Origin of the sequence: Clavibacter lycopersici (assembly GCF_003576405.1) — a bacterium.
GTDB lineage: Bacteria > Actinomycetota > Actinomycetes > Actinomycetales > Microbacteriaceae > Clavibacter > Clavibacter lycopersici.
Genome location: NZ_QWGT01000353.1, coordinates 1 through 2,056, shown reverse-complemented (window position 1 = coordinate 2,056; position 2,056 = coordinate 1). Strand labels below are relative to the sequence as shown.

Genomic DNA, 2,056 nt, shown 5'->3' with positions numbered 1-2,056 from the left:
GCGGTCACGTAGAGGCCGGCCTCCACGACGCTGTCGTCGCCGATGGAGATGCCGACGCCCGAGTTCGCGCCGAGGAGCGCCCGCTCGCCGATGACGACTCTCTGCGTGCCGCCACCGGAGAGGGTGCCCATGATGGACGCGCCGCCGCCGATGTCCGAGCCGTCACCGACGACGACGCCCTGCGTGATGCGCCCCTCGACCATGGATGCGCCGAGCGTGCCCGCGTTGAAGTTGACGAAGCCCTCGTGCATCACGGTGGTGCCGGGCGCGAGGTGCGCGCCGAGGCGGACGCGCGAGGCGTCGGCGATGCGCACGCGGTCGGGCGTGACGTAGTCGAGCAGCCGCGGGAACTTGTCCACGCCGTGCGCGGCGATGCCCGCCCGCTGGAGCGACGGCCGGAGCCGGTCGAAGTCGTCGGGGTGCACGGGCCCGGCGTTGGTCCACACGACGATGGGGAGGTGGCCGAAGATCCCGTCGAGCGAGATCGTGTTCGGCGCCACGAGCAGGTGGCTGAGCAGGTGCAGGCGGAGGTACGCGTCGGGCGTCGAGGCGGGCGGCGTCTGCAGGTCGATCTCGACGGTCACGATGTCGACCGTCACGCCGCGGCGCGGGTCGGCGACCGCGAGCTCCTCGATCCAGGCCGGCGCGATCCAGCGGTCGCGGCCCGCGGGCAGGGACCCGAGCTCGGGCGCCGGGAACCAGGTGTCGAGCACGGTGCCGTCGGAGGCGACGGTCGCGAGCCCGTACCCCCAGGCGGATCCGGAGGCGGGAGCGGGGGCGGGCGCGGCGGACGAGGGCGAAGCGGGGGAGGCCATGCCGCCAGCGTACCGATCGGCGGCGGCCGTCCCGGGTCCTCCCCAGGACCGCGTCCCGCCCCCGACCTAGGATGATCCGCATGCCGACCGAGACGCCTCCCGTGCCCGAGCTCGACCTCACCGCCGGGAGCGTGGAGGTCACCCGCGCCATCTGCGACATCGAGTCCGTGTCGGGTGACGAGGCGACGCTCGCGGACGCCATCGAGCGGGCGCTCGCCGGGTGCGCGCACCTCGAGCTGGTGCGCGACGGCGACGCGGTCGTCGCGCGCACGCACCTCGGCCGCGACCGCCGGGTGGTCATCGCGGGCCACATCGACACCGTGCCGCTCAACCGCAACCTGCCCACGCGCACCGAGCACGATGGCGGCGTCGAGTACCTCTGGGGCCGCGGCACGGTCGACATGAAGGCGGGCGTCGCGGTGCAGCTCGTGCTCGCGGCCGAGCTCGTGGATCCCGCCTACGACATCACCTGGATCTGGTACGACCACGAGGAGGTCTCCGACAGCCTCAACGGCCTCGGCCGCCTCGCGCGCACGCGCCCGGAGCTGCTCGAGGGCGACTTCGCGATCCTCGGCGAGCCGACGCGGGCGGAGATCGAGGGCGGCTGCAACGGCAACCTGCGCGTCGAGGTCCGGGCGTTCGGCAAGCGCTCGCACTCGGCCCGTTCGTGGGTGGGCGAGAACGCCATCCACCGCATCGCGCCCGTGCTCGACGTGCTCGCCGCCTACGAGGCGCGCGAGGTCGAGGTCGACGGGCTCGTCTACCGCGAGGGCCTCAACGCCGTCGGCGTCTCGGGCGGCATCGCCGGCAACGTGATCCCCGACGAGGCCATGGTGCACGTCAACTACCGCTTCGCGCCCAGCCGATCCGGCGCCGAGGCCGTCGAGCACGTCACGAGCCTCTTCCCCGGCTTCGAGGTCACGGTCGTCGACCTCGCCGAGGGCGCGCGTCCCGGGCTCGACGCCGAGATCGCGCAGCCGTTCCTCGCGGCGGTCGGCGGCGAGGCCCGCCCCAAGTACGGCTGGACCGACGTCGCCCGCTTCAGCGCGCTCGGGATCCCCGCCGTCAACTACGGCCCCGGGGATCCGCTCCTCGCGCACCACGACGACGAACGCGTGGACGTCGCCCAGATCACGTCGTGCGAGCGCGGCCTGCGGGCGTGGCTGACCGCGCGCTGATCCGGGCGGCCGCGCAGCCCGGGGAGGCGACGGCGTCGGAGGGCGAGCCCCGGGCCGCCGGCG

General features: G+C 74.4%; 2 protein-coding genes. One reads left to right on the top strand and one right to left on the bottom strand.

Translation table 11 applies throughout. The features are described from left to right. Positions 1-815, bottom strand: an 815-nt coding sequence (locus tag DZG00_RS14985; protein WP_119455793.1) for a DapH/DapD/GlmU-related protein, incomplete at its 3' end; no start/stop codon positions are given. 80 nt (positions 816-895) lie between these two features. Between DZG00_RS14985 and dapE the strand changes: the two genes are divergently transcribed. Beyond that, positions 896-1,993, top strand: a complete 1,098-nt coding sequence (gene dapE, locus DZG00_RS14980; protein WP_119382990.1) for a succinyl-diaminopimelate desuccinylase — start codon at positions 896-898, stop codon at positions 1,991-1,993. Positions 1,994-2,056: the final 63 nt, after the last annotated feature.

Bases quoted from the DNA above. Each gene is read 5' to 3' on its own strand.
- dapE (WP_119382990.1), top strand. From the start codon at position 896: ATGCCGACCGAGACGCCTCCCGTGCCCGAGCTCGACCTCACCGCCGGG.